27 protein-coding genes and 2 tRNA genes are annotated in these 24,627 nt (G+C 70.0%); 15 read left to right on the top strand and 14 right to left on the bottom strand.

All coding sequences use genetic code 11. From position 1 onward, the window contains the following. Together AB0M54_RS16020 and AB0M54_RS16025 are read left to right on the top strand one after the other, a co-directional pair. Window positions 1-293 (top strand): hypothetical protein (locus AB0M54_RS16020; RefSeq protein ID WP_364471837.1); only part of this gene is annotated, 293 nt, incomplete at its 5' end. A 303-nt stretch (window positions 294-596) separates the two neighbouring features. Further along, the gene (locus AB0M54_RS16025) at window positions 597-821 is read left to right on the top strand and encodes a hypothetical protein (protein ID WP_364331183.1); all 225 of its coding nucleotides are present in this window, start codon (window positions 597-599) and stop codon (window positions 819-821) included. 76 nt (window positions 822-897) lie between these two features. Here the strand turns inward: AB0M54_RS16025 and AB0M54_RS16030 are convergent, their stop codons facing one another. The 6 genes from AB0M54_RS16030 to AB0M54_RS16055 all read right to left on the bottom strand — a co-directional run bounded on the left by AB0M54_RS16030 (window position 898) and on the right by AB0M54_RS16055 (window position 6,368). Continuing rightward, entirely contained in the window at window positions 898-1,692 is a 795-nt protein-coding gene (locus AB0M54_RS16030; protein ID WP_364331180.1) for a carbon-nitrogen hydrolase family protein, read from the bottom strand. Window positions 1,693-1,947: 255 nt separating this feature from the next. Next, window positions 1,948-3,240 carry an ATP-dependent Clp protease ATP-binding subunit ClpX gene (gene clpX, locus AB0M54_RS16035; RefSeq protein WP_364331177.1) on the bottom strand — a complete coding sequence of 431 codons (1,293 nt, stop codon included), beginning with the start codon at window positions 3,238-3,240 and terminating at the stop codon, window positions 1,948-1,950. A gap of 234 nt (window positions 3,241-3,474) precedes the next feature. Further along, a complete protein-coding gene (locus tag AB0M54_RS16040; RefSeq protein ID WP_364331174.1) occupies window positions 3,475-4,137 on the bottom strand; it encodes an ATP-dependent Clp protease proteolytic subunit in 663 nt (220 codons plus the stop codon). Window positions 4,138-4,148: 11 nt separating this feature from the next. Continuing rightward, window positions 4,149-4,778: an ATP-dependent Clp protease proteolytic subunit gene (locus tag AB0M54_RS16045; RefSeq protein WP_364331171.1), complete on the bottom strand. Its 630-nt coding sequence runs from the start codon at window positions 4,776-4,778 to the stop codon at window positions 4,149-4,151. Window positions 4,779-4,908: 130 nt separating this feature from the next. Next, on the bottom strand, window positions 4,909-6,258 hold the full coding sequence (gene tig / locus AB0M54_RS16050; protein ID WP_364331168.1) for a trigger factor: 1,350 nt from the start codon (window positions 6,256-6,258) through the stop codon (window positions 4,909-4,911). Window positions 6,259-6,294: 36 nt separating this feature from the next. Beyond that, a tRNA-Pro gene (locus AB0M54_RS16055) sits at window positions 6,295-6,368 on the bottom strand. Between the two features lie 121 nt (window positions 6,369-6,489). Between AB0M54_RS16055 and AB0M54_RS16060 the strand changes: the two genes are divergently transcribed. From AB0M54_RS16060 to AB0M54_RS16070, 3 genes are all read left to right on the top strand, one after another. Further along, a tRNA-Gly gene (locus tag AB0M54_RS16060) sits at window positions 6,490-6,560 on the top strand. 592 nt (window positions 6,561-7,152) lie between these two features. Beyond that, window positions 7,153-7,473, top strand: coding sequence for a metalloregulator ArsR/SmtB family transcription factor (locus tag AB0M54_RS16065; protein WP_364471840.1), 321 nt, complete (start codon window positions 7,153-7,155; stop codon window positions 7,471-7,473). After that, entirely contained in the window at window positions 7,470-7,982 is a 513-nt protein-coding gene (locus AB0M54_RS16070) for an SRPBCC domain-containing protein (protein WP_364471843.1), read from the top strand. The genes AB0M54_RS16065 and AB0M54_RS16070 overlap by 4 nt, the downstream gene beginning before the upstream one ends. A 75-nt stretch (window positions 7,983-8,057) precedes the next feature. Here the strand turns inward: AB0M54_RS16070 and AB0M54_RS16075 are convergent, their stop codons facing one another. Further along, window positions 8,058-8,627 carry a DNA-directed RNA polymerase II gene (locus AB0M54_RS16075; RefSeq protein ID WP_364471846.1) on the bottom strand — a complete coding sequence of 190 codons (570 nt, stop codon included), beginning with the start codon at window positions 8,625-8,627 and terminating at the stop codon, window positions 8,058-8,060. A 173-nt stretch (window positions 8,628-8,800) separates the two neighbouring features. Here AB0M54_RS16075 and AB0M54_RS16080 point away from each other — a divergent pair, with 173 nt between their 5' ends. After that, entirely contained in the window at window positions 8,801-10,018 is a 1,218-nt protein-coding gene (locus AB0M54_RS16080; RefSeq protein WP_364471849.1) for a GNAT family N-acetyltransferase, read from the top strand. A gap of 29 nt (window positions 10,019-10,047) precedes the next feature. After that, window positions 10,048-10,371, top strand: a complete 324-nt coding sequence (locus AB0M54_RS16085) for a hypothetical protein (RefSeq protein WP_364331153.1) — start codon at window positions 10,048-10,050, stop codon at window positions 10,369-10,371. On the opposite strand, the gene AB0M54_RS16090 is transcribed toward AB0M54_RS16085, so the two are convergent. The 4 genes from AB0M54_RS16090 to AB0M54_RS16105 form a co-directional block, all read right to left on the bottom strand. After that, entirely contained in the window at window positions 10,368-10,841 is a 474-nt protein-coding gene (locus AB0M54_RS16090) for a ribose-5-phosphate isomerase (protein ID WP_364471851.1), read from the bottom strand. The two genes, AB0M54_RS16085 and AB0M54_RS16090, sit on opposite strands and share 4 nt — an antisense overlap. Window positions 10,842-10,854: 13 nt before the next feature. Further along, window positions 10,855-11,772 (bottom strand): alpha/beta hydrolase, encoded by a 918-nt coding sequence (locus AB0M54_RS16095; RefSeq protein WP_364471854.1) that lies wholly within the window; start codon window positions 11,770-11,772, stop codon window positions 10,855-10,857. Further along, window positions 11,772-12,968 (bottom strand): DUF1015 family protein, encoded by a 1,197-nt coding sequence (locus tag AB0M54_RS16100; RefSeq protein ID WP_364471857.1) that lies wholly within the window; start codon window positions 12,966-12,968, stop codon window positions 11,772-11,774. The genes AB0M54_RS16095 and AB0M54_RS16100 overlap by 1 nt, the downstream gene beginning before the upstream one ends. 283 nt (window positions 12,969-13,251) lie before the next feature. Further along, window positions 13,252-13,875: a disulfide bond formation protein DsbA gene (locus AB0M54_RS16105; protein WP_364471860.1), complete on the bottom strand. Its 624-nt coding sequence runs from the start codon at window positions 13,873-13,875 to the stop codon at window positions 13,252-13,254. A 126-nt stretch (window positions 13,876-14,001) separates the two neighbouring features. Between AB0M54_RS16105 and pepN the strand changes: the two genes are divergently transcribed. Together pepN and AB0M54_RS16115 are read left to right on the top strand one after the other, a co-directional pair. Continuing rightward, a complete protein-coding gene (gene pepN / locus AB0M54_RS16110; RefSeq protein ID WP_364471863.1) occupies window positions 14,002-16,560 on the top strand; it encodes an aminopeptidase N in 2,559 nt (852 codons plus the stop codon). A gap of 40 nt (window positions 16,561-16,600) precedes the next feature. Beyond that, a complete protein-coding gene (locus AB0M54_RS16115; protein ID WP_364471866.1) occupies window positions 16,601-17,155 on the top strand; it encodes a Uma2 family endonuclease in 555 nt (184 codons plus the stop codon). On the opposite strand, the gene AB0M54_RS16120 is transcribed toward AB0M54_RS16115, so the two are convergent. Next, window positions 17,152-17,553, bottom strand: coding sequence for a DUF5130 family protein (locus tag AB0M54_RS16120; protein ID WP_364472267.1), 402 nt, complete (start codon window positions 17,551-17,553; stop codon window positions 17,152-17,154). The genes AB0M54_RS16115 and AB0M54_RS16120 overlap by 4 nt on opposite strands. Window positions 17,554-17,665: 112 nt before the next feature. Then, complete coding sequence (locus AB0M54_RS16125) at window positions 17,666-17,944, bottom strand: hypothetical protein (protein ID WP_364331133.1); 279 nt, start codon at window positions 17,942-17,944, stop codon at window positions 17,666-17,668. A gap of 149 nt (window positions 17,945-18,093) precedes the next feature. Here AB0M54_RS16125 and AB0M54_RS16130 point away from each other — a divergent pair, with 149 nt between their 5' ends. After that, window positions 18,094-18,576 (top strand): hypothetical protein, encoded by a 483-nt coding sequence (locus AB0M54_RS16130; RefSeq protein ID WP_364331130.1) that lies wholly within the window; start codon window positions 18,094-18,096, stop codon window positions 18,574-18,576. Next, window positions 18,573-19,331, top strand: coding sequence for a class F sortase (locus AB0M54_RS16135; protein WP_364471869.1), 759 nt, complete (start codon window positions 18,573-18,575; stop codon window positions 19,329-19,331). Before AB0M54_RS16130 ends, AB0M54_RS16135 begins: the two co-directional genes overlap by 4 nt. A gap of 11 nt (window positions 19,332-19,342) precedes the next feature. Here the strand turns inward: AB0M54_RS16135 and AB0M54_RS16140 are convergent, their stop codons facing one another. Continuing rightward, window positions 19,343-19,885 (bottom strand): HNH endonuclease, encoded by a 543-nt coding sequence (locus tag AB0M54_RS16140; RefSeq protein ID WP_364331124.1) that lies wholly within the window; start codon window positions 19,883-19,885, stop codon window positions 19,343-19,345. Between the two features lie 310 nt (window positions 19,886-20,195). On the opposite strand from AB0M54_RS16140, the gene AB0M54_RS16145 reads away from it, so the two are divergent. The 4 genes from AB0M54_RS16145 (at window position 20,196) to AB0M54_RS16160 (ending at window position 24,579) form a co-directional block, all read left to right on the top strand. Further along, window positions 20,196-21,158: a mechanosensitive ion channel family protein gene (locus tag AB0M54_RS16145; protein WP_364331208.1), complete on the top strand. Its 963-nt coding sequence runs from the start codon at window positions 20,196-20,198 to the stop codon at window positions 21,156-21,158. Between the two features lie 204 nt (window positions 21,159-21,362). Beyond that, window positions 21,363-22,658 (top strand): MFS transporter, encoded by a 1,296-nt coding sequence (locus AB0M54_RS16150; protein WP_364331121.1) that lies wholly within the window; start codon window positions 21,363-21,365, stop codon window positions 22,656-22,658. Between the two features lie 14 nt (window positions 22,659-22,672). Then, complete coding sequence (locus tag AB0M54_RS16155) at window positions 22,673-23,083, top strand: globin (protein ID WP_364331207.1); 411 nt, start codon at window positions 22,673-22,675, stop codon at window positions 23,081-23,083. A 230-nt stretch (window positions 23,084-23,313) separates the two neighbouring features. Further along, entirely contained in the window at window positions 23,314-24,579 is a 1,266-nt protein-coding gene (locus AB0M54_RS16160; RefSeq protein ID WP_364331119.1) for a PKD domain containing protein, read from the top strand. Window positions 24,580-24,627: the final 48 nt, after the last annotated feature.

A 24,627-nucleotide genomic window follows, 5' to 3' on the forward strand; every position in this document is an offset into this window, starting at 1 on the left:
CCGCCAGCGTTCGTCCTGAGCCAGGATCAAACTCTCCAACAAAATCTAGAGATATTTCAAATCCCAGCAACAAACAATCTTGTTGCCAAAGGAATCGCGAGGCAAAACAAAACCTCGCCATAAATTGGCACTGGCTTATCAAGCACCCTGTTGAGTTCTCAAAGAACAACCACACACCAAAAACCGGATCTCTGACCGAGATCCTTCCTTGGGGCTTTCGCTCCGATTCCTGGTCGACATCGCCATCACGAGGTTGCAACCTCGAAGGCATCGCCCAGTTCAACCCGCGCTAACGCTAACCACCCTGAAGTGGTTGTGTCGTTCGGGTTATCCGTCAGACCGACCGATGACCGCTTAGCGATCCATCCGCCCGGCTCCTGCGGCTCTCATACTCTACCCGGTCGTTCCCGCCGGTGCAAACCCGGTTTCCCGTGCTCACACCCTGCCTCGCCCGGTGCCTCTGACGAGCATAGCGCGCGTCTTCGGCGGTGGCTCAGGCGCTGTCCGAAGAATCCTCTTCGTCCGGCTCCGTGTGCCGTGGAGAAACTTACGCGACCGGTCTGGCGAAACGCAAATCGGCCCCCGGCCGTGTCAGAGTGGCAGGCATGACCGAGACCTCGGCACCCGCCGGCGACTGGCTGTTCGGCCTGCTCTCACCCCTGTGGCAGCTGGTCATCGGCCTGTTGGTGCTGGTGGTGATGGCGGTTTCGCTGCTCAAGCTGCTCCGCCGCGGCCCGTCCCGGATGGGCGGCGCGATGCTCCTGATCGGCGGCGCCCTGGTCGGCGTCGCCGTGGTCAGCTACCTGGTCGCGCAAATCTGAGGCCGATCCATGACCCGGCCAGCGCTGCGGCGCGGAAGGCCTTAACCCGGGTCGACGCGGAAGGCCTTAACCCGGGTCAGAGCCGGCGGTTGGCCAGACTGGGCACCTCGGTCCGGATCTTCTCCACCCGCTCGAGGTCGAGATCCGCGACGACAACACCCACGACATCAGGCGCCTGAGCCACCACGGTCCCCCAGGGGTCGATCACCATGCTGCGCCCGAAGCACGTCCGGTCGGGCTCGTGGTCACCGATCTGCCCCGCCGCCACGACATAGCACTGGTTCTCGATCGCCCGCGCCCGCAGCAGAACCTCCCAGTGATCGCGACCCGTATGCATCATGAAGGCCGCCGGCACCACGATGACCTGCGCGCCGCCATCGGCGAGGCGTCGATAGAGCTCGGGGAACCGCAGGTCGTAACAGATCGACAGCCCGACCGGCACCCCCGCGACCGGGGCCACCACGACGTCGTCGCCGGCCGACACGGTGCGCGACTCCTGGTACGAGACCCGTCCCGGGATCTCCACGTCGTACAGATGGATCTTGCGATAGACCGCCACCCGCTCACCCGCGGGCGAAAAGACCAGTGACGTGTTGTAGGTGTGATCGTCGTCCGGCCCGCTCTCGTGGAACGAGCCCGCGTGCACCCAGATCCCGAGCTCCCGGGCCGCCGCGGCGAAGAAGCCGGCGAACTCGCCGTCTATCCCCTCCGGCTTCGGCATCCCCTGGCCACGCCCGAGATAGTCGACATACTCCGGCAGCACGGCCAGTTCGGCTCCCGCCGCAGCCGCCCGCTCCAGCAGTCCACGGGCCTCGGCAAGATTCCGCTCACGATCGTCCTGGGCATTCAGCTGACACACCGCAACACGCATACCCCGAGCCTAAGCGCGCCCAGGGTGTGGTGGGGACAGCAGAGTTCGGAGCCACAGGGTGCGCGGCGGCGGCCAAGGCACGACCGTGGGCTCTGGCCACCCGGCTGTGCGTGAAGTCATCGCCGGGCGTCAGAGGGATCTTGAGCGGGCCGGGAAGGCAGGGTCACGGCGTGGGCCCAGAGCCGACGAAGGCCAAGGGCCGCCACCGAGGTGCTCGCCCGCCTCGAGCGAGGCGGGCGATGGCGTCGGCGAGGGTCAGGCCGACTTCTCCTCGCGCTCGCGGCGGGCACGGCGGCCCCCGAACTCGCGCGGGACGATGGTCGGGTTGACGTTCTCGAGGACCACCTCGCGGGTGATGAGCACACGCGCGGCGTCGGGGTTGCTCGGGACCTCATACATCACGGAGAGGAGAACCTCTTCCATGATGGCGCGGAGGCCGCGGGCGCCGGTGCCTCGGAGCATGGCCTGATCGGCGATGGCCTCGAGGGCGCCGGTGTCGAACTCGAGCTCGACGCCGTCGAGTTCGAAGAGGCGTTGGTACTGCTTCACGTAGGCGTTGCGCGGCTCGGTGAGGATCTTGATGAGCGCCTCGCGGTCGAGGTTGCGCACCGTGGTGATCACCGGGAGCCGGCCGATGAACTCGGGAATCAGCCCGAACTTCAGCATGTCTTCCGGCATGACCTTGCTGAAGATGTCGTCGGTGTTCCGCTCGGAGATCGAACGCAGGTGGGCGCCGAAGCCGACCCCGCCCTGGCCGACGCGGGACTCGATGATGCGGTCCAGCCCGGCGAACGCGCCACCCACGATGAACAGCACGTTGGTGGTGTCGATCTGGATGAACTCCTGGTGGGGGTGCTTCCGGCCGCCCTGCGGCGGCACATTGGCCACCGTGCCCTCGAGGATCTTGAGCAGGGCCTGCTGGACACCCTCGCCGGAGACGTCGCGGGTGATCGACGGGTTCTCACTCTTGCGAGCGATCTTGTCGACCTCGTCGATGTAGATGATGCCCTGCTCGGCCCGCTTGACGTCGTAGTCGGCGGCCTGGATCAGCTTGAGCAGGATGTTCTCGACATCCTCACCGACATAGCCGGCCTCGGTCAGCGCGGTGGCGTCGGCGATCGCGAACGGCACGTTCAGCATGCGGGCCAGGGTCTGCGCCAGGTGTGTCTTGCCGCAGCCGGTGGGGCCGATGAGCATGATGTTGGACTTGGCCACCTCGACGTCGCTGCCCGCTCCGGGCGCGCCGGCCGACTCGGCCTGAATCCGCTTGTAGTGGTTGTAGACGGCGACCGACAGCGCCTTCTTGGCCTGTTCCTGCCCGACCACGTAGTTGTCGAGGAACTGGCAGATCTCCATCGGCTTGGGAAGCTCTTCCCACTTCACCTCGCCGGTTTCGGCCAGCTCTTCCTCGATGATCTCGTTGCAGAGATCGATGCACTCGTCGCAGATGTAGACCCCAGGGCCCGCGATGAGCTTCTTGACCTGCTTCTGGGACTTCCCACAGAAGGAGCACTTCAGTAGGTCGCCACCGTCACCGATCCGTGCCACCTACGGTCTCCCTGCCACTCATCGGCCGGCTACTGCCCGTCCTCAAGCTGAGAACGATCCGCCTCGACGCCGTTGAAAACTTTCGTCCTGCACAGCTCATCGTCCGCGGACCCGCGTTGCTGAGGTTGCACGCTCGACGTTACCCGCTGTTGGGCACTTCTCCGACCCCCCAAAACGGGCGTGTCAGGGGCCGGTCAGTCTAGCTCGCGACTGTCCGACCCCCGGCGGGTGGTGTCAGTTGCCCGCGCCCACGGTCTGAAGGCTCTTCTTACGGCTGACCAGAACGGTGTCGACGAGACCGTACTCCTTGGTCTCATCGGCCGTCATGATCTTGTCGCGGTCGATGTCCTTGCGGACCTTCTCGACCGTCTGGCCGGAGTGCTTGGCCAGCAGTTCCTCGAGCTGGGTACGCATCCGGAGGATCTCGCGCGCCTGGATCTCGATGTCCGAGCCCTGGCCGTAGCCGCCCTCGGTGGCCGGCTGGTGGATGATGATCCGCGAGTGGGGCAGCGCCATCCGCTTGCCCGGCGACCCGGCCGCCAGCAGCACAGCGGCCGCGCTGGCCGCCTGGCCGAGACACACCGTGATGATGTCGGGGCGGACGTACTGCATCGTGTCGTAGATCGCCGTCATGGCCGTGAACGAACCACCGGGCGAGTTGATGTACATGGTGATGTCGCGGTCGGGGTCGGTGCTCTCCAGCGTCAGCAGCTGGGCCATCACGTCGTTGGCCGACGCGTCGTCCACCTGCACGCCGAGGAAGATGATCCGGTCCTCGAACATCTTGTTGTACGGGTTCGACTCCTTGACGCCGTACGACGTGCGCTCCACGAACGAAGGCAGGACGTACCGGTTGTGCACGGGTGCGAACCCTGGAGGCATGGAAAGGTCGGTCATGGTCTGCTCCCTCAGTTCAGCGTGCCGGCGCCCTCCGGGACCTGTGTGGCCCCGGTGATCACCTTGTCGATGAAGCCGTAGTCCTTGGCCTCTTCGGCCGTGAACCAGCGGTCGCGGTCGGAGTCGGCCTCGATCTGCGCCTGGTCCTGGCCGGTGTGGAAGGACACCCGCTCCTGGAACATGCGCTTGGTGTAGAGCATCTGCTCGGCCTGGATCGCGATGTCGGCGGCCGTACCGCCCATCCCGCCGGACGGCTGGTGCATCATGATCCGCGCGTGGGGCAGGGCGAAACGCTTGCCCGCGGTGCCCGCGCAGAGCAACAACTGTCCCATCGACGCGGCCATGCCCATGGCCACGGTCTGAACGTCGTTGTCGATGAACTGCATGGTGTCGTAGATCGCCATGCCGGAGTAGACCGAGCCACCCGGCGAGTTGATCCACAGGTTGATGTCGCGCTCCGGGTCCTCGGCGGACAACAGCAGGAGCTGCGCGCAGATGCGGTTCGCGACCTGGTCGGTCACCTCGCTGCCGAGGAAGATGATCCGCTCGCGCAGCAGCCGGTTGAAGACCGAGTCGTCGAGGTTGCCACTGAGTTCGCCGCCCCGCAGAGCGGGACTCGCAGGAATGTGCAGGTCGGTCATGGCAGCCCTTCACCGCTGACTGAACCGGCCGAGCGATCCGGCCGGCAACTGGTCCGTAGTACGACCAACGTAACCGGTCGGATGCCCGGCGGCTTCCCGCTCGGGCGGGTGTTCGCTGTCAGCGCAGGCGTCAGTGGTCGTGACCGGCGTGCTCGGCCTCGTTGGCCTCGCGGAGGTCGTCCAGCGTCAACGTGTTGCCCTCGCTGTCCTGCATGGTGACCTTCTCCAGCACGGAGGCCAGCGCCTTGCCCCGGCGCACGTCGCCGAACACGGCGGCCGCGGTGCCGGACTGCACGAGCTGGTCGTAGTACTGCTGCGGGGACATCTGCGCCCGCTGCGCGCGGTGCACGATCTCGTGGCCGAACTCGTCGTCGGAGACCTGGATGTCCTCGGCGTCGGCGACCGTGTCGAGCAGGAGCTGGATACGGACGCCCTCGGTCGCGGCGTCGGCCAGCTCGGTGTCGATCTGCTCCTCGGTCTTCTCCTCGGAGGCCAGGTAGTCCTCGAGGGTGGCGCCGATCCGCTCGAGCTGGTCGGTCATGGCCTGCTTGCGGCCCTCGACCTCGTCCTTGACGATGCCCTCGGGCGCCGGGATGTCGGCCGCCTCGACGAGCTGCTTGAGTGCCTCGTCACGGGCGGCGTAGATCTGCTCGACCTTCTTCACCCGGCCGAGCCGCTCGCGCAGGTCGCCGCGCAGCTCTTCCAGCGTGTCGAACTCGCTGGCCAGCTGGGCGAACTCGTCGTCGACCTCGGGCAGCTGCTTGTCCTTGACGCTGCGCACCTTGACCTCGACGTCGGCGTCGCGGCCGGCGAAGTCGCCGCCGACCAGCTGGGTGGTGAACGACGCGTCGGCGTCGGCCACCAGGCCGACCAGCACCTCGTCGAGGCCCGGGAGCAGCTGCTTGCTGCCGACCTCGTGGGAGATGTTGGTGGCCGAGCCGCCCGGCACCTCTTCGCCGTCGACGGTCGCCTTGAGGTCGAGCTGGACGTAGTCGCCCTCGGCGGCCGGACGGTCGACCGTCTTCAGCGTGGCGAAGCGCTCGCGCAGCCCGTTGACCTGCTCGTCGATCTCGCTGTCACCGATCTCGACGGCCGGCACGGTCACCGAGATGGTGGACAGGTCGGGCATGGTGATCTCGGGCCGGACGTCGACCTCGGCGGTGAACTTCAGCGGCTCACCGTCGGTGAACTCGGTGATCTCGACCTCGGGACGGCCCAGCGTCTTGACGTCGTGCTCGCGGACCGCGGCCAGGATCTGCTGCGGGATGGCCTCTTGCACGGCCTCGTTGAGGACCGTGCCCCGGCCGACCCGCTGGTCGATCACCTGGGCGGGGATCTTGCCGCGCCGGAAGCCCGGGATCTGCACCTGCGCGCCGATCTCCCGGTACGCCTTCTGCAGGCTCGGCTTGAGCTCGTCGAACGGCACCTCGATGGCGAGCTTCACCCGGGTCGGGCTCAGAGTCTCGACGGTGCTCTTCACAGGCGTACTCCTTGTTGCTTCGTCTGGTGGTGTCAGTCGGGGTGGCGGGATTTGAACCCACGGCCCCTCGCTCCCAAAGCGAGTGCGCTACCAAGCTGCGCCACACCCCGTGGCCGGGCAAGTGTATGCGGTCCGCCTCAGCGCCTGCGCTCCGGAGTCGCCCGGGCGACTCACCGGGGTATCCCGTTCGCATGTCACGGGGGACATTCAGTACGCTGTTGATGCACCGACGCGGGCGTAGCTCAATGGTAGAGCTTCAGTCTTCCAAACTGACTACGCGAGTTCGATTCTCGTCGCCCGCTCACGACTGGGGCCCCGTGTCTGCGGAAAACGCAGACCGGGGCCCTTCGCATGCCAGCCTGGGGGCCGAGCCCCCAGACCCCACGACGGACTGGGGCCCCGTGTCTGCGGAAAACGCAGACCGGGGCCCTTCGCATGCCAGCCTGGGGGCCGAGCCCCCAGACCCCACGACGGACCGGGGCCCCGTGTCTGCGGAAAACGCAGACCGGGGCCCTTCGCACGCCAACCTGGGGGCCGAGCCCCCAGACCCCACGATTCAGGTCACGCCTCGCTCGGCCGCACCGGAAGCGGGGGCGGGGGCCGGGTGGCGACGGCGCGGGCTGCGGCCAGGGCCGCCAGGGCTGGGGAACGATAGACGTTCACTACGCGAGGGCTCATGGGTTGAGGTTGCACGCGCCGGGTTGCTTCGGCGGGTGCCGGACGGTTGCGTCATTCACGGTGACAAATCAACTACGGAGAGTACGAGCACAGCAGGCTCACGCCATCTCGGCGACCTGACGAGATGGTCCAGGCCGTTGCGCCGGCGTCCGGCCGTGGAGATTGGCACCAGCCTCGGCGTTGACATGTGACCTTCTGGTCACATAACTTTGCGTCATGACGGATGACGACCGGGTGTTCAAGGCGCTCGCGGATCCGAGCCGTCGGTTTCTGCTTGATCTGCTCTTCCAGTGTGACGGCCGCACGCTGACCGAGCTCGAGTCCGAGCTGGCCATGACGCGCTTCGGCGTGGCGAAACACCTGCGGGTCCTCGAGGACGCGGGTCTCGTCGTGGCGCGCCGGTCCGGGCGGGAGAAGTTGCACTTCCTCAACACCGTGCCGATCCGCCTGATCCATGACCGGTGGATCGACAAGTACACGGAACGCCAGGTCACCGCACTGGTCGATCTCAAGAACGCCCTGGAGGACGAGGAATGACCACCACCACGACGACGCAGGTGCACCGCATCTGGATCAAGGCGACGCCGGACCGGATCTGGGCGGCGATCACCGACCCGGAATGGAACGGGCGGTACGGGTACGCCGCCGTCGCTCACTATGAGTTGCGAGCGGGCGGCGCGTTCCGTCAGTTCGCCAACGACGGGATGAAGGCGTTCGCCCAGCAGCACGGCTTCGAGATGCCCGAGGTGATCGCCGATGGTGAGGTCGTCGAGGCCGACCCGCCCCGGCGGCTCAAGCAGACCTGGAAGCTGCTGATGGACCCGGCCACGGCGGCCGAGGCGTACTCGACGCTGACCTTCGAGATCTCCGAGTCGAAGAGCCAGCCGGGCACCTGCAAGCTGACCGTGATCCACGAGCTGCCCGAGTCGCCGGCGTCGTTCGCGATGGTCGCGGGCACCGACGAGGAGGGCGCCGGCGGGGGCTGGGCCTGGCTGCTCAGCGACCTCAAGTCGCTCGTCGAGACGGGCAAGGCGTTCAACGAGTGAACGATGGCGGGCCTCCCGGAGGAGGCCCGCCACCCGTTCCGCAAAGGACTCAAGGCAGAGCTACTGGAGGCAGAGCTAGAACAACCCCACGACCCAGTTGTAGGCGTCGACCACCCAGCCGGTCTGGCGCAGGTGGGCGACACCCACGCCGATCAGGAAGATCGCCGTGACCACGTGTGAGCCGCGAGCGCCCCGGCGGACCCGGCCGAACTGCTTCTCGAGCACCTGGCGCCCGATCAGCCGGCACAGCGCGAAGAGGCCGCCGGCGACCAGCAGGCTGCAGACGAACACGATCACCGCGGTGGTCAGGTCGCCGTCGGTCGAGATGGCCCAGATGCCCCAGCAGACGAAGGCGAACAGCAGGCCCGCGGTGGTCCACTCGCCGCCCCGGCGCAGCTCACGCCAGGAGAACTCGCGCGGTTGCGGTGGCGCCCCGGCGCCCGGCCAGCCGACCCCGGTCGGCTCGTGCTCGGCGGTGAACCGAGCCGTCTTGGGGGTCACCGACGCCCGGCCGCGCGAGAACGGGCTCGGGTCGGGCGGAACGGGCGGGCCGTCCGGCACGGACTGCGCGGTGGGCGGCTCGGCCCACGGGTCCTGCGGCGGCATGTCGAGCGTCCGCTCCGACCACTGCGGTTGCTCCGGCATTGGGATCCTCCCGGACGAATTCAGGCGCGGCGCACCGGGCGCCGTGCGACTTCGAGAGTAACGACGCGGCAATACCTGTCTCAAATTCTCTTGCGGGGCGCCTCTACCGGGATTGAATTTGAGACAGGTATTTTCGTTAGCCCGGACGTGCCCGGTCCGTTACACAGAACGGCATGACCACCGGAGAAGACCTCACCTTCCGGGCCGCCACCGCGGACGACTGGGATGCGATCCACAGGCTGCTCAGCCTCCTCTTCCACGACGCCGACTCGGACGAATTGCGGCAGGTCGAAAGCTCGGTGTACGAGCCGGAGCGCGGCCTGGTCGCCACCGACGACGAGGCCGTGGTCGGGCACGCGGCCGCGTACACCAGAGAATTGACCGTGCCCGGCGCGATCCTCCCGGCCGCGCATGTCACCCTCGTGGGTGTCGCCCCGACACACCGGCGGCGCGGCGTCCTGAGCCGGATGATCCGGCGCCAGCTGGCCGAGGTCGCGGCGGCGGGGCGCGAGCCGATCGCGGTGCTGTGGGCCAGCGAGGGCCGGATCTACCCCCGGTACGGGTACGGCCTGGCCGCCCAGCGCCTGTCGCTGCGCGTGAACACCCGCGAGCTGACCCTGCCCGGCGAGCCGGCCGGCAAGCTCCGGCTGGTCGACCCGGTGGCCACGATCGGCGACTTCGCCAAGGTGTACGAGCAGTTGCGGGCCGAACGGGTCGGCTGGTCCTCCCGTGACGACCGCTGGTGGCGCTTCGTGCTCGCCGACATCCCCGCGATGCGGGAGGGGGCGACCGAGCGGCACGGGGTGGTGCACGAGGGTCCGCACGGCCTGACCGGCTATGCGACCTGGCGCACCAAGGGCGGCTGGGACAGCAACGGGCCGACCGCGGAGGTCCAGGTCGGCGAGGTGGTGGCGGCCGATCCGGAGACGTACGCCACGCTCTGGCGCTTCCTCCTCGGCGTCGATCTGGCGCGTAGCCTGCACGCCACGTACCTGCCGGTGGACGACCCGCTGGTGCACCTGGTGAACGAGCCGCGGCAGCTCGGCGTACGGCTGCAGGACGGTCTGTGGATCCGGATCGTCGACGTGCCCGGCGCGCTGGCCGCCCGGCGCTACGCCACCGACGTCGACGTGGTGCTGGACGTGACCGACCCGCTGATCCCGGCCAACACCGGTCGCTGGCGGCTGACCAACGGCGCCTGCGAGCCGACCACCGGCCCGGCCGACCTGGCCTGCACGGTGACCGAGCTGGGGGCGGCCTACCTGGGCGGGACCTCGCTCACGTCGCTGGCGGGGGCGGGCCGGGTGCGTGAGCTGACGCCGGGGGCGCTCATCCGGGCGTCGCAGGCCTTCGGCTGGCACCGGATGCCCTCGCCGCTGCAGATCTTCTAGAGCCGCCGCAGATCTTCTAGAGTCGCAGGATGGCTGAGCCCGAACGCAGGCGCCGGCGGGTGCGCTCGTCGCCCCCGCCGGAAGCAACGCCGCCCCCGCCAGAAGCAACGGAGCCGCGGCCGGAAGCAACGGAGCCGCCGCCGGTCGAGAAGGCCCGGCGGCCGACCGGCGGCGAAGACTCCGAGCGTGGGCTCCGAGGCCTCGTCGGCTCGGGATCGTCGCAGGTCAGCGTGGGCGCGGCGCTTCGGGCGCGAGACGCCGCGAGACCGACCGACGAGCATCTCGCCGAGGCGGAGAAGCTGCCCATCGTGCGCCGGAACTGGACCCCGCGCGAGGAGCTGCCCCGCCGTTAACCGGCCGGCAGCGGCGGCAGCGTCCGGGTGCGCTCGTACTCGGTGAGCTGGTCGATGCGGCGCTGGTGTCGAACGTTCCCGGAGAACGGCGTGGCCAGGAACGCGTCGACGAACGCGGCCGCCTCTTCCGGGGTGTGCTGCCGGGCGCCGATCGCGCACACGTTCGCGTCGTTGTGCTGGCGGCCCAGCTCGGCGATCTCGGTCTTCCAGACCAGCGCGGAGCGTACCCCCGCGATCTTGTTGGCCGCGATCTGCTCGCCGTTGCCCGACCCGCCGATGACGACACCCAGGCTGTCCGGGTCGGCGACCGTGCGGGAGGCGGTGTGGAAGCAGAAGGCCGGGTAGTCGTCCTCGGGGTCGTACACGTGCGGTCCCACGTCGACCACGTCGTGACCCTGTTTGTTCAGGTGTTCGACCAGGGAGTTCTTGAGCTCGTAGCCGGCGTGGTCAGAGCCGATGTAGACACGCATGGGCACGATCCTCTCAGAAGGTCAGGGCGCTGCGCAGGACCGCCGCGATCTGGTCGGCGGCCGCGCGGGCGGCGTCAATGACGGCCAGCTTGCGGGCGAAACCGTGGTTCATCTGGGCGTAGCGGGTGTGCACCACCGGGACGCCCGCGGCGGCCAGCGCGTCGGCGTAGTCGGCGCCCTCGTCGCGCAGGACGTCGAACTCGGCCGTGATGATCAGCGTCGGTGGCATCCCGGCCAGGTCGGGCGTGGCCAGGATGGCCACGTCGGGCGTGAAGCGCAGCGCCTGGTCGTGGACGTAGGCGGACCAGGCCAGCTGCATCGACGCCCGGTCCAATCCGTAAGAACCCAGCTCGGCGTACGACTCGGAGGCGCACAGCGGGTCGAGGGCCGGGTAGATGAGCACCTGGTGATCCAGCGGCATGGCGGCGTCCCGCAGGCGCCGCGCGACGACCGTGGCGATCTGGCCACCCGCGCTGTCACCGGCAATGGCCAGCCGGGTGGGGTCCAGGCCGAGGCCCTCACCTTCCTTGCGCAGGTACGCGAGGACGGCCTCGACGTCGTCCAGCGCGGCCGGGAACGGATGTTCCGGGGCCAGGCGGTAGCCCACCGACACCACGGCGCACCCGGACCGCTGCGCGATGCGGCGGCACAGCCGGTCGAAGGTCTCGATGCTGCCGTACGTCCAGCCGCCCCCGTGCACGTAGACCACGACCGGCAGGCCGAAGCCGGTCGCGTAGAGCCGGCAGGGCACGTCACCGGCCTCGAAGTCGGCGACCACCGGCAGCGGGAACGCCGGCCCGGTCTCGGCCTCGTTGGCCGCTTCCATGGCCTCCCGGACGAACTGGAGCTGGCTCAGCGGGTCGGCCGCCAGCACCTCGGCCGGCGGCCGCCGCCGGAGCGAAGCGGCCGCCGTGACCTGCGGGTGCAGCATCAGCTCAGCTGCGACAACACGAGCCCGCCCCGCGCCTTGGGCGTGAACCAGGTGCTCTTGCGGGGCAGCTTCTGGCGCTGGAGGTTGACCGTGACGAAGTCGTCGACGGTCACCGGGGCGATCAGCACGGCCAGCTCGGAGCGCGCCTCGTCGACCTCGGAGCGCAGCCAGTCGGCCGAGTAGTCGCCGCCCACGTAGCTGACCCGCTTGTCGCCCGGGTCGAGGCCGAGCACCTGCCCGAGCAGCACGCGCTCGACGCGGGCGTGGTCGAGGTTCTCGACGTCGGGCACGTTCGGGTCGGCCGGGAGCTGAACGGCGTAGGTGTGGCCGTCGACGTACAGCTCGATCGTGCCCTTGGCCGGGATCCGCGGGGGCTGCGGCAGGTCGGTGACCGTCGCGCCGGCCGCGGTCAGCCGCTCGACCAGCTCGCCCGGCGGCGCCGGCAGCTCGCTGATCAGCCGGTTGTAGGGCTGGATGGCGATCGACGCGGGCGTGGTGACCACGGCCAGGAAGCGGCTCAGGCCCCCGCTCTGTGCGGCCAGGCTGCGGTGGTTGCCGTCGGCGACGACCAGTTCGCCCCCGCCGGCCAGGGCCAGCAGCTCGTCCTGCTGCTTACCGGCGGGCAGGACCCAAACGTGATGGGTACGCCCGGACTGGTCGGAATCGGTGGCGTCCGGCTCACCGGCCGCCTCGGTGGCGGCCAGCAGCGCCTCGTGCAGCTCGTCGCCGCGCCCGGTCTGCAGCAGCAGCACCGGGGACAGCAGCGTGTTGACCGTCCCGGCCAGCGCGACCCGCTCGCGCACCTTGGCCAGGAACACGTCCTCGTTGCGGATGACCAGGCCGGGCTCGTCGGCGCTGGTGGAGATCTGGTCGGTGTCGACCATCGTCCAGAGGCCGACCGCGGGCTGCTCCCCCGGCGCGGTGATCCGGTAGAGGACGGCGACCTGTTCGGCCGACGTGTAGTCGCCGCGCTCCTGCTGCGCGGCGAGCCGGGCCGCCGCGTCGGGCAGCGCCTCGGTGAAGGTCTGGCCGAGCGAACCGGGCGCGAGATGTGGCATCTCGATGGCCAGGCTGCTCGCCGGGTTCGCCGCGATGATCGCGGTGATCTCGGCGTCGTCGGCGAATTCGTCGTAGTTCTGCGCGCCGGTGTTCGCGGCGGAGATCCAGGCCCGGGGGATCGGGTGGGCGACCGTCATGCGCGCAGGCTACCGGGCGGGCCGACGGTGCCGTGCCACCGGCATGTTCCCTCGTGACCGTTGCAACTGCGCTCGACGCCGGTCGTCCATCTTCCGCTCCACCGGCATCGAGACCACCGTCACCGGCGGCGCCACCATCGCCGCCAGATCGGGATCGGTCCACGTACCCGGATGAACGGCGATCGTCGAGGTGGCGACGCTGTCACTCGCACTCACAGGGTCCCTCCCGGGTCGCGCTGGGATGTTCACCCCATCCAACGACCCTCGGGGGCCCCGGGTGCTCTCATTCGAAAATCGGTCCGAGGTCGCGGGTGCGCTTGAGCTCGAAGAACCCGGGCGTGCTCATGCACAGCCGGACGCCGTCCCACAGCTTGCCCGCCGCTTCGCCCTTGGGCGCCGGGGTGACCACCGGGCCGAAGATCGCCACCGGCTCGCCGGCCGGGCCGGGCGCGTGGATCACCGGGGTGCCGACATCCATGCCGACCGGCTTCATGCCGGCGTCGTGGCTCGCGCGTAGCTTCTCGTCCCACTTGTCACTGTCCGCCTCGGCGGCGAGTCCCGGGTCGACGCCGGCGTCGGACAACGCCTCGGCGTACAGCTTCTCGTTCCGGTCGTATTTTTGCAGGTGGATGCGGGTGCCGAGCGCGGTGTAGAGGTCGCGCAACACCTCGGGGCCGGCCGTCTCGGCCGCGGCGATGCAGACCCGCACCGGCCCCCACGCCGTGTCCAGCAGCTGACGGTAGTCGGCCGGCAGCTCACGCCCCTCGTTGAGCACCGAGAGGCTCATCACGTGGAAGCGGATGTCCAGCGGACGCACCTTCTCCACCTCGAGCAGCCAGCGCGACGTCATCCAGGCCCAGGGGCACACCGGGTCGAACCACATGTCGACCGTCTCACGTTCCGTCATGCTGTGATCCTCTCTCTGTAAGCTGACTCGTTCCGGGTGACGTGCGACACCCCGGTAACGCATAGGGTGACGTGGAAAACTCTCGACGGGGGCCGGTCGGTCCTGAACGACGCGAATGGAGTGATCGTGGCCGGAGTTCGTAACCTGACCCAGGTCGAGGCGGCCGAGCGGGCGCGCCTGCTCACGGTGGACGGGTACGAGATCACCCTCGACCTGACCGACGGCTCCGGCAACCCTGGCGAGGGCACCTTCCGCTCCACCACCGAGGTCACGTTCACCTGCGGCGAGCCCGGCGCCGAGACCTTCATCGAGGTCGCCGCGACCAGCCTGCGGTCGGTCACGCTGAACGGCGCGCCGGTGGACACGGCCGGCTGGTCGGCCGAGGCCGGCCTGAGGCTGACCGGGCTGGCCGCGAGCAACACGCTGGTGGTCGACGCCGACTTCGCGTACTCCGCGAGCGGTCAGGGCCTCCAGCGCAGCATGGACCCGGTCGACAAGGAGATCTACCTCTACAGCCAGTTCGAGACGGCCGACGCCCAGCGCGTCTTCGCCTGCTTCGACCAGCCCGACCTGAAGAGCGTCTTCACCTGGCACGCGACCGTGCCGGCGCACTGGCGGGTGATCTCCAACATGCCGGTCGACTCCGAGGCCAAGGCCGAGTTCGGGGCCAAGACCGTGCACTTCCCGCCGTCGGCGAAGATGAGCTCGTACATCACGGCGCTCTGCGCGGGCCCCTACCACGAGGTGCGCGACGAGCACGACGGCATCTCGCTGGGCGCCTTCGTCCGGGCCTCGATGGCGCAGTACCTCGACGCGGACGACATCTTCGAGGTGACGAAGCAGGGCTTCGACTTCTTCCACGAGCAGTTCGGCGTGCGCTACCCGCTGCCCAAGTACGACCAGCTGTGGGTGCCCGACTTCAACGCCGGCGCGATGGAGAACTTCGGCTGCGTCGTGCACGCCGAGGCCCACTACATCTTCCGGTCCCAGGTCACCGACTTCGAGTACGAGCAGCGCGCCAACACGATCCTGCACGAGCTGGCGCACATGTGGTTCGGCGACCTGGTCACCATGCGCTGGTGGAACGACCTGTGGCTGAACGAGTCGTTCGCCGAGTGGGCCAGCCACTGGTGCAACACCAGCGCCACCCGGTTCACCGACGCCTGGACGACGTTCCTGTCCATCCGGAAGAACTGGGGCTACCGCCAGGATCAGCTCTCGTCCACCCACCCGGTGTACTGCGAGATGCCCGACCTGGAAGCGGTCGAGGTCAACTTCGACGGGATCACGTACGCCAAGGGCGCCAGCGTGATCAAGCAGCTGGTCGCGTACGTGGGGCTGGACGCCTTCCGGGCCGGCCTGCGCGCGTACTTCGGCAAGCACATGTGGTCCAACGCCACCTTCGACGACCTGCTCACCGAGCTCGAGACGGCGTCCGGCCGGGAACTGCGCAAGTTCGCCGCCCAGTGGCTGGAGACGGCCCAGGTCAACACGCTGCGGCCGGTGATCGAGGTGGGCGCCGACGGCACGTACACCAGCGTGGTCGTGCAACAGGAAGCGCCGGCCGCGTACCCGACCATGCGTACCCACCGGATCGGGGTCGGCCTCTACGACCTGCGCGGCGACCAGCTGGTGCGGCGTGAGCTGCTGGAGCTGGACGTGACCGGCGAGCGCTCCGAGATCACCCAGCTGAACGGGCAGCCGGCGGCCGACGTGCTGCTGCTCAACGACGACGACCTCACGTACGCCAAGCTGCGCCTGGACGAGCGCTCGATGGCCACCGTGGTCGACCACATCGCCGGCTTCGACTCGTCGCTGGCCCGGGCGCTGTGCTGGGCCGCCGCCTGGGACATGGTGCGCGACGCCGAGCTGGCCACCCGCGACTACGTGGCGCTGGTGTGCAGCGGCCTGCCCGCCGAGAAGGACATCAACCTGACCACGGCGACCCTGCGTCAGGCCCAGACCGCGCTGGTCATGTACGCCGACCCGGAGTGGGCGCCGACCGGCTGGGCCCGGCTGGCCGAGACCGCTCGCACGGCGCTGACCGCGGCCACCCCGGGCAGCGGCTTCCAACTGGCCTGGGCGCGGGCGTACCTCGCGTCCGGCCGGGGCGCCGACGATCTGGCCACGCTGAGCGGCTGGCTGACCGGCGAGGGCGTGCCCGAGGGCCTGACCATCGACACCGAGCTGCGCTGGTCGCTGCTCCAGGCGCTGGCGGCCAAGGGCCGGGCCACCGACGAGCAGATCGGGGCCGAGCTCGACCGCGACCGCACGGCCAGCGGCGAGCGCGAGGCCGCGTACGCCCGGGCGCTGCTGCCCACGGCCGAGAACAAGGCGTCGGTGTGGGCCCGGCTGACCAGCGACGAGGAGTTGCCGAACTGGCTGCACCGCTCGCTGCTCCAGGGCTTCCAGCACGCCACCCAGGTGGAGCTGACCAAGCAGTACGCCCCACTGTTCTTCGAGGTCGTCGACAACGTCTGGAAGCGCTCGGACAGCGAGCCGGCCCAGGAGTTCGTGATGATGGCCTACCCGGCCTACCAGGTGAGCGAGGAGACGGTGGCGCTGACCGACGCCTGGCTGGCCGCCGACGGTCACAACCCGTCGCTGCGCCGGCTGGTCGCCGAGGGCCGCGACGGCGTGGTCCGCGCCATCAAGGCTCGTTCCAGGGATATCGCGGAGCGCTAAGTGTCACATCGTCACCACCCAGCGTGAGTACGCTGGGTGGGTGACGACCGGCCCCGGTTCCCTGGTCCGCTGGACCGCGCCCGACGGCCCGTGGACGGAGCCCGACCTGCACCTGTTCCCGCAGGACGGGCACCGCTACGAGATCGTGGACGGCAGCCTGCACGTGACGCCGCCGCTCGACGAACCACACGAGGCCGTCGTGCGCGCCCTGGTGACGACGCTGCGTGGCGCGGCGCCGGAAGGCTGGTGGGTGTGCGCCCGGCTGGGTGTCGCGGCCGGGCCGAGCCATCTGATCCCCGACGTGACCGTGCTGCGTCCGGAGTCGTCCGGGGCGGTCTGGGCCGACCCGTCCGACGTGGCCCTGGTGGTCGAGGTCGAGGGCCCGTCCAGCCGCCGCTACGACCGCTTGCTCAAGCCGTCCCTCTACGCCGAGGCCGGCATCCCGCATTTCTGGCGGGTCTCCGACGGCCCGGTCCTGCACGCACACACGCTGACGAACGCCGGCTACGAGTGCGAGCGGACGATCGCCCCGCCGGAGCTGGTGCGTCTCAGCGCGCCGTTCCCGGTCGGGGTCGCTCCGTCGAGCTGGATCTAATGCTTGCCGGCGTGGGTGGCCAGCTGGTCGAGGCCGGCGAGCACGCCACCGGCCAGGTCGCCGCCCGCGAAGGACGCGGCCATGGACAGCGCGGCCAGCTTGGCGTCACGGTCGGAGATGCGCTTGCGCGCCTCGCTGCCGGTGACGATCTCGAGCACCCGCTGGTTGGGTGAGACCGCCACGAGCACGGCGCGCGGGGCGCCCTCGATCTGGCGGTGCAGCCCCTGGGCGGCCTCGCGGACCGGCTCGGTGAGGTCGCCGACGTACACGCTGAAGATCAGCCCGGTCTGCTGGTCGGCCACCCGCAGGGTCTCGTCGAGGCGCAGCAGCTGGCGGGTGGTGAACGGACCCTCCAGCGCGGCCACCGTGGGCTCGGACTTGTGGGGGTCTTCGGTCAGGGTCGGCCCGCCGGGCGCTTCCACCGAACTGGACGGGTGTGGCCCGCGCGACTGGCCCTCGGGACCGTCGACGCCCGTGGTCGAGCGCTCGACCGTGGTCGACGAGTGTTGGTCACCAGCGGTCACTTGCGCCTCCAACCGGGCCGGGGCGGACAGGCTGACCGGACGAGTCCTCGATGACGCCGGCCTCGATCGCGGGTGCCGACGACGCCGGGCCGGTGCGCTCGGGGGCGGACAGGAACCAGGTCGGCGCGAAGTCGTACGGCCGGCCGGGGCGGTAGCGGCGCGAGGGCCGGCCCTTGCCGCTCCCGGAGAGCGCCAGGGTCGCCACGACCGCGATGACCGCGAACGGGATCAGCGCGTAGACCAGCACGGTGTTCAACACGGACACACCTTCACGGTAGCGGAGAGCGGGTTCTCCTAAGGCGTCGGGTGTCTTCCCGCTATCTCATGCCGTCGGGATCTACGCGGAACACGCCTCGAGGTGCGAAAATCACCCTCACGCGCCATCTTGAACCGATCGTGTCGGAGGGGGAGCCCATGCGCAGATCCGTCCTGGCCGCGCTCGCGGCAGCCGGTTTCTTGATCCTGGCCACACCCTCGCCGGCCGGCGCGGCGGCCGCCGTCTTCGTCGAGACCAACCCGAGCACCGTCCGCGCGGGCGACGAGGTGGGCCTCCGCGCCAGTTGCACCGACAACCTGACCGCCGCCGTGGTGGCCGCCGAGCCCTGGGGATCGATCGAGGTCAAGCCGAGCTTCGGGTTCCTGACCGCGACCACCCGCATCGGCCGCACCATCCAGCCCGGCGACTACCGGGTGACCCTGCGCTGCCCCGACAAGTTGTCCGCCACCGCCGTCCTGCACGTGGTGGCCCGGGTCGAGCCGAGGCAGGGCCCGGCGACCGGCGGGGGCGGCACCGCGCCGGGGCGGCAGGCGCCGCTGATGATCGGTGGCGGGGCCGGCGCGATCGCCGCCGGTATCGCGCTGGCCGTGTTCGCCGCGCGCCGCCGGCGGCTGGGTTGAGTCCGGCCCGGCTGCCCGACTCGGTACGCCGCAAGCGCCCGGCCGAGGTCGTCCCGCGGCCGCGGCTCCCGGTGGCCGCTCCGCCGCCGATCGAGCCGGCGCGGTTCCAGCCGCCCGCGGCCCGCACGGCCGTACGCCGAAGGCGCCTGCCGATCGGCTGGATCGCCGGCGGGCTGGTCTTCATCGGGCTGTTCTGCGTCGGCATGGGCCTGGGCAACGCCACCGGCCTGAACATCGGCGGCTGGTTCCGCGGCCCGGACAAGCCGCCGCCGCGCGCCTTCCCGGTGCTGGAGCCGAGCCGCCCGCTGCGGGTGACGATCCCGGCGATCAAGGTCGAGGCGCCGCTCCTCGAGGTCGGGCTGGCCAAGGACGGGTCGGTCGACGTGCCGCCGGTGCAACGCCACAACGAGGCGGGCTGGTTCCGGGAGGGACCCACCCCGGGCCAGTTCGGCCCGGCGATGATAGTCGGCCATGCCGACACCCGCACCGGCCCGTCGGTCTTCCACGACCTGGCCAAGCTGAAGCCCGGCCAGGTCATCGAGGTTCTCCGGGACGATCGGGAGGTGGCGCTGTTCACGATCAACTCGGTGGAGAACTACGGCAAGGCGAAACTGCCGGTCGAGAAGGTCTACGGCGACTACAGCCGGCCGTCGCTGCGCCTGGTCACCTGCGGCGGCACCTGGCTGGGCGGCACGCGCGGGTACAGCGACAACATCGTGGTGTTCGCCAGCCTGACCGGCACCAAGGGCCGGTGAGCCAGGGCGCCCTACGCCGCCTCGGCCTCGGGGACGCTCGGGAGGTCGAGCCAGTCGGCCCAGCGCGGGTCGGGCGTGCGGTGGCCGAGCACCCGCCAGGCCACCCCCCGGGGGGCGGCCGGCGCGTGGTGGAGCCGCCAGCCCAGCTCGGCCGGCGTCTTGTCGCCCTTGCTGTGGTTGCACTTGGCGCACGCGGCGACCACGTTCTCCCAGGCGTGCAGGCCACCACGGCTGCGCGGGAAGACGTGGTCGATGGTCTCGGCCGAACCGCGGCAGTAGGCGCAGCGGCCGCCGTCACGGGCGAAGATCGCGCGGCGGGAGAGGCCGATGTGGGTGCGGTACGGAACCTTCACGTAGCGCGTCAGCCGGACCACCGACGGGACGGGAAGCGTGTGACGGGCGCTGTGGAGCAAGCCATCGCCGTCGGAGACACACTCGGCCTTCAGGGTCAGCACGAGAATGGTCGCTCGACGCACCGATACGACGCACAAGGGCTCGTAGGTAGCGTTCAACACCAACGCGGAGGAGCCCACTGTGGGTCGTATGTCAGGCATCGTTAGCACCTTTCAGGTGTGTTGCTGCTCACCGCTCCCGACCTAGACGTGTGCTGGAAGTAACGCCAGGGAACCCGGCGATCTCCGGTACCCGTGCGCCCAATAGTCCCTGATGAATGACGGAATTGCGAGCACAATCTGTGGCCGGGCGGTAAACGTCTGAGGTCCCCTGGTCGGGGGACGGGTTCAACCACGGTCGTTAAGGTGGTCTCCCGTGCTGCCCTTAGCCCCTTCTCCCGGTCCGTCCACCCCCGGCGTCGACTTCTCGCCCAGCATCAAGGACATCACCGACGGCTGTAACGCCGACGCCCTGTGCCGCCAGGTCTACGAGTTCACCGGCAACCAGTGGCTGGCCAACAGCAGCTTCCTGATCATCCTGAAGCCGCTGCGGATCATCGGCATCGTCCTGATCGCGATGCTGGTCCGCTGGCTCATCCACCGGGCCATCCGCCGGCTGACCACCAGCACCTCACGCGCCTCGATGCCGGCCCTGCTCAAGCCGCTGAAGGAACGCACCACGCCGGCGGCGGAAGAGGGCACGTTCATCCCGGAACGCCGGCGGCAGCGCGCCGAGGCGATCGGGTCGGTGCTGCGCAGCTTCGTGACCGCGATCGTGTTCACCATCGCCGCCCTGCTGGTGATGGGTGAGTTCGGGTTCAACCTGGCGCCGCTGCTGGCCAGCGCCGGCATCGTCGGCGTGGCCCTCGGCTTCGGCGCCCAGAGCCTGGTCAAGGACCTGATAGCGGGCCTGTTCATGCTGCTCGAGGACCAGTACGGCGTGGGTGACTCGGTCGACCTGGGCGACGCCAGCGGGGTGGTGGAGTCGGTCGGGCTCCGGATCACCACGGTGCGGGACGCGCGGGGCGTGCTCTGGTACGTACGCAACGGTGAAATTCTCCGGGTGGGCAACAAGAGCCAGGGCTGGGCGATGGTGGTGATCGACATCCCGATCGGGTTCGTCAACTCGGAGGAGGCGATCTCGGTCATGCGTACGGCCGCGGTGCGGGTCGCCGAGGACCCCGACCACGCCACCGAGTTCCTCGAGCCACCGGACGTGGTCGGCGTGGAGACGATCACGGTGGACGGCGCCACCATCCGGACCATCGCCAAGACGACCGCGGACGGGCAGATCGCGGTCCAGCGCGAGTTGCGCCGGGCGCTGAGCGAGGCGCTGGAGAACTCCGGCATCTCGGGGCGGATCGCCGCCTCGCGACTGCTCCCCCGGCCCGCCGCGCCCTACAACTCGGCGAGCGAGACCGGCGGCCCCAACTAACCAGGCCGTGGCCTGAACCGTCACTGGCAGATGTTCTTACCACCACGTACGGCGAACGGGTGATGTCCGATCTCGCCCGTTCGTGGCGTGTTACCGCCGTACGCCCTAGCCACCGGTCGGCCGATCGGGCAGAATCCCGCACAGAGCATCTGCACGTGCAGCGTCATGTACGCGCGGACTACTTCTCGACAGAGCGGGGGCCGGGTGTCCGTCGACCGACCGGTGACCTTCCGGGACGTCTTCGCCGTGTCCGAGTACCGCGCCGTCTACCTGGCGCTGATCGCCTCCTGGATCGGCGACTACCTGGCCCGGGCCGCCGTGACCGTGCTGGTCTTCCAGCGCACCGACTCGGTCCTGCTGTCCGCGGCCGCCTTCGCCACCAGCTATCTGCCGTGGCTGCTGTTCGGGCCGCTGCTGGCCGCGCTGGCCGAACGGCACTCGTACCGATCGGCCATGGTTCTCGGCGACCTCGCGCGTACCGCTCTGATCCTGATCCTGGTCATCCCCGGCGTGCCGTGGCCGGCCATCCTGGCCGTGCTCTTCGCCGTGACCCTGGCCGGCGTGCCGATCCAGGCCGCCCGCTCGGCCCTGATGCCGCTGATGCTGGGCCGGTCACGGATGGCCGTGGCGATGGCCGCGAACGCCACCACCATCCAGGCCGCGCAGGTCGCCGGCTACCTGGTCGGCGCGACCGTGGCCGCGGCGGCCAACCCGCGGCTGGCCATGGGCATCGTCGCCCTGCTGTTCGTCACCTCCGCGCTGCTGGTCGCCGGCGGCGTACGGCATCGGCCGCCGGCCGTGCCCGAAGGACAGCGCACCCACCTGGTGAAGGAGTCCGCGGAAGGGTTCCGCCTGGTCTTCGGCAGCCGGATGCTGCGGTCGATCGCGCTGCTCGCGTTCTCCATCTCGGCGTTCTCGATCGTGCCCGAGGGCCTGGCCGCGGCCTGGGCCGCGCAGAGTGACCCGGGTTCGGTGAGCCGCGGCCTGGGCCAGGGCATGATCATGGCGGCCGGCCCGGTCGGCTTCGTGATCGGCGGCCTGATCACCGGCCGGCTGATCACCCAGGCCACCCGGCACCGGCTGATCCGGCCGCTGGCCGTGCTCGCGCCGCTGATGCTGATCCCGGCGGTCACCTCCCCGCCGGTCCCGATCGTGGTGGTGCTCACACTTCTCTCCGGCGCCGCGATGGGCGGGCTGATCCCGACCCTGAACACCCAGTTCGTGCTCTGCCTGCCACACGGCTACCGGGCCCGCGCGTTCGGCGTGATGCAGCAGGGCCTGCAGGTGGCGCAGGGCGGCGCGGTGCTGCTCACCGGCGTTCTGGCCGATCACGCGCCGGTGCCGGTGGTGGTCGGCCTGTGGAGCGTGGCCGGCGCCGGGCTGATGCTGGCACAGGCGTACCGCTGGCCGGGCGCCGGCAGCCAGGTGGAGACGGCGGCCGAGCCACCGGCTCCGGCCCGTCCGCGGTTGCGCGAGGCGGCTGGCACCATAGACGGGTGACCGCGCCCCGAGAGTTGCCACTCACCCCAGCGTCCAAGGAACCACCCGTCGAAGAGGCCAGCTTCTTCGTCGCGGTCGGCGGTGAGCCCACGTTCCGGCGCCTGGTCGACAAGTTCTACGAGGGCGTGGCGACCGATCCGCTGCTCCGGCCGATGTACCCGGAGGAAGACCTGGGCCCGGCCGCCGACCGGCTGACGCTGTTCCTGATGCAGTACTGGGGCGGCCCGAACACCTACTCGGCGTCCCGGGGGCACCCGCGGCTGCGGATGCGGCACGCGCCGTTCCAGGTGACGCCGGCCGCCCGGGACGCCTGGATCACCCACATGCGCGACGCGGTCGACTCGCTCGGGCTGCCCGAGCCCCACCATTCGGCCCTCTGGGACTACCTGGAGCGGGCCGCGCAATTCATGGTCAACGCCGAGTAGGGCGTGTCTCGCGGGTCAGCCAAGTGCGAGGCGCGGTCCAGAGTGTGGCTGGCGTCGCGCACGGCGCGCCCTCATCCTGGTGTCGGATGTGGGTGTGTCGTGGGTGCCGTCAGGCGCGCTCTGGGCCACGTCGCAGCCCTGGCTGATCCACGAGACACGCCCTGAGAGCATCCCGGGCGGCGGGTCGGTCGTTGATCGAATGATCACTACCCGACCCTGGAGCCGCTCAGATGCGCCGACGCCTGTCCGCCGCCGCCACCGCCCTGCTGGCCGTCACCGGTCTGGCCGCCACCGCGGCACCGGCCGCCGCCGACCTGGCCCAACCGAAGGTCGTCTCGGTCAATCCGGTCGACTACACCCCGCATGTGCAGGACGGCACGGTGTGGGCCATCACGGTGGTGGGTGACACGGTCGTGGTGGGCGGCAGCTTCACGCAGGTCACCAACAGCGCCAAGACGCAGACGTACGCGCGGCGCAACGTGTTCGCGTACGGCCTGAACGACGGCGCGGTCCGCCCGTTCGCGCCGGCCGTCGACGGTGCGGTGTACGCCCTGGCGCCCGGCGCCGGTAACACGGTCTACCTCGGCGGCGCGTTCAAGACGGTCAGCGGCGCCGCCCAGCGTGGCCTGGCCCGCGTCTCGCTCGCCTCGGGCCAGCGGCTCAGCAGCTTCACCGCGAAGCAGAACTGGGGCGACGCCCGGGCGCTGGCCGTCCGGGGCAAGTGGCTGTACGCCGGCGGCACGTTCTCGGCCATCAACGGCACCCCGCGGGCCGGCCTGGCCCGGATGAACGCCCTCACCGGCGCGGTCGACGCCGGCTTCGACGCCAAGCTCTCCGCCCCCGGCCTGGACCGCACCCGGGTCGAGCACTTCGACGTGACCGCCGACGGCAGCAAGCTGATCGCGGTCGGCGCCCTGCTCAAGTCCGGCACCGCCGACCGCACCCAGATCGCCCTGTTCGACGTGGCCGGCGCCACCGCTTCCCTCTCCAGCTGGTACACCGACGCCTACAAGCCGGAGTGCATGAAGGGTTTCGACACCTACCTCCGCCAGGTCAAGTTCTCCCCCGACGGCAAATACTTCGTGGTCGCGGCCACCGGCCGGGCCTCGTCCGCGGTCAAGCTCTGCGACTCGGCCGCCCGCTTCGAGGTGGCGCCCGGCAAGCAGAACCCGACCTGGGTCCAGCGCACCGGCGGCGACTCCCTCTACGCCGTGGCGGTGACCGGCGCCGCCGTCTACCTGGGCGGCCACCAGCGCTACCTGGACAACCCGTACGGCAGCGACGCCAAGGGTCCCGGCCCCGGCGCGGTCAAGCGCGAAGGCATCGGCGCGGTCAGCCCCACCACCGGCAAGGCCCTCCCCTGGGACCCCACCCGCTCCCGCGGCGTAGGCGTCCGCGCCCTGATCCCCACCAGCAACGGCCTCCTGGTCGGAAGCGACACCGACAAGCTGGGCAAGGAGTACCACGGCCGAGTGGGCATGTTCCCGCTGAACTAGATGATCGATTCCAAGGGGTGCGGGACGGCGAGCAGGCGCGAGGGCCTC

Source organism: Actinoplanes sp. NPDC051470, from assembly GCF_040682035.1.
In the GTDB taxonomy this organism is placed as follows: domain Bacteria; phylum Actinomycetota; class Actinomycetes; order Mycobacteriales; family Micromonosporaceae; genus Actinoplanes.